The organism is Bacteroidota bacterium, assembly GCA_018831055.1.
Taxonomy (GTDB): domain Bacteria; phylum Bacteroidota; class Bacteroidia; order Bacteroidales; family B18-G4; genus M55B132.
Genome location: JAHJRE010000108.1, coordinates 1 through 2,161 on the forward strand (window position 1 = coordinate 1; position 2,161 = coordinate 2,161).

The 2,161-nt window shown below is 45.5% G+C and carries 1 protein-coding gene; it reads left to right on the forward strand.

Going from position 1 to position 2,161, the window contains the following annotated elements:
• Positions 1-370: 370 nt before the first annotated feature.
• The coding region (locus KKA81_06755; GenBank protein ID MBU2650615.1) for a S8 family serine peptidase at positions 371-2,161 on the forward strand (1,791 nt) is incomplete at its 3' end.

Sequence of the window (2,161 nt, forward strand, 5' to 3'; positions counted from 1 at the left end):
ATCTGGATACAGCAGTCGTCGGATACCCCGGAAGCCGTGAAACTGGCCATGGATGGTAATGTGAGCCTAATCCACAAGAAGTGCATTTTAATGTATGCCGAACCGGTCAAGGGCATACATGGTTTTCACCGCTTCCTGGCAAAATTCTTCGGAGCTTACCCGAAATAGCCTCGATAACACTGAAAACTGTTATCGAATTGTTAAAATTCGCCTGATTTTAAGACAAATCCGTTAGAAATTTGTTAATTTACGGGATTATACCCATGACATCCGTTTCATGAGGTTGTATCTTTGCAAAAGAAATTGATTGATAATATTTTACAAAAAACAGTCACTATTGTTAAGGCTATTAATTGCTAATCCTGTACAAATGAAGAAATTATACTATATATATCTATTCCTGCTTATCATCCTCACTCCCGTATTTTCCTATTCCCAGACCGAAACCAATGTGCCGTGGCTGCTGAAGTTTGCGGAGGAGAAACGCATACAGTTTGAAAAAGAAAAAGCGGAAGCGGTTGAATTTGCGATTCAGAATGATATTCCTGTTCGTCAGGAACTGCCAAATGGTGGTGTTATGGAGATCATGAGAATAGAAAATGGCCGTCCGGTCTATTATATCACCGACAATATCGGTGCCGCACAAACCACCCGTGCTGATAAGCTTTGGCCTGGAGGGGGGCTTGGATTGAATCTCGACGGTAGCGGTTATACCCAACTTGGTGAATGGGATGGCGGGGCAGTAAAAACAACCCATCAGGAGTTTACAAATGCCGGTCCATCCAGGGTAACCCAGGTAGATGGTGCAACCAGCGTTAGTGATCATGCCACCCACGTAGCCGGAACCCTTATAGCTCATGGCGTTAGTGCAAATGCCAAAGGAATGGGATATAATGGAAGTCTGAAAGCTTATGACTGGAACAACGATGATAGTGAAATGTCAACCGCTGCAGGTTCTGGTTTGGAGATATCAAATCATTCCTATGGTCCTGGAACCGGATGGGTATGGAATGGATATTTTTGGCAATGGGCAGGTAATACCAGTATCAGTACTACGGAAGATTATTATTTTGGCTTTTACGATGCTGAAGCGCAAAATTGGGATAATATTGCTTTCAATGCTCCCAATTATTTGATTGTCAAATCGGCCGGAAACGACAGGGGGAATGGGCCATCCAATGCAGGAACCGGAGGCAATCCCGAATTTGACGGAGGTGCCGATGGTTACGATTGCATCGCACATAATGGAATAGCAAAGAATGTTTTAACTGTTGGTGCGGTTTCAGAAGTTCCTGTTTATACAGGCCCATCAAGTGTGATAATGTCTTCGTTCAGTTCGTGGGGACCCTGTGATGATGGACGTATCAAACCAGATATAGTAGCCAAAGGTGTTGGTGTTTATTCATCTGTCGGAACAAGTAATTCAGCCTATGATACGTATGACGGTACCTCCATGGCCTCCCCCAATACCGCCGGTACCCTTGCTTTGCTTCAAAAGCACTATCAAAATGAAAACGGCGGTAGCATCATGCGATCCGCTACGTTAAAAGCTCTGGTGATCCATACGGCCGATGAAGCAGGGGATTACGACGGGCCGGATTATAAGTTCGGCTGGGGATTGGTGAATGCAGAAAGAGCCGCCCTGAAAATTACCGAAGACGTTGACGAACAAAATGTGATAGAGGAACTGACCCTTTCTCAGGGTGGAACTTATACCCGCGATGTAAACGTTAGTGGTAACAGCCCACTGCGGGTAACCATTGTCTGGACCGACCCCGCGGGAACCCCGGTTTCTGCTCAGCTTAACCCACCGGATATTATGCTCGTCCATGACCTGGATCTTAACGTTACCAGTCCTGCCAAAACAACCCATTACCCTTACAAACTGGATAAGTCCAACCCCTCCGCAGCAGCAACGGCCAGCTCGGAAAATGATGTGGATAATGTCGAAATGGTTTATATAGCCAACCCATCCGCAGGGACTTATACCATCACAGTTGATCATGACGGAACGCTCAGCGGTGGTTCGCAGGCTTTTTCGATAATTATTAGTGGTATAAATGAGTTTTCCTCATCCCCCTCATGTTCTGCAGGATTGACCTCCCCTTCAAACGGAGAAACAGATATAACCTTGAATCCAGTGTTAAGCTGGTCACAGGTA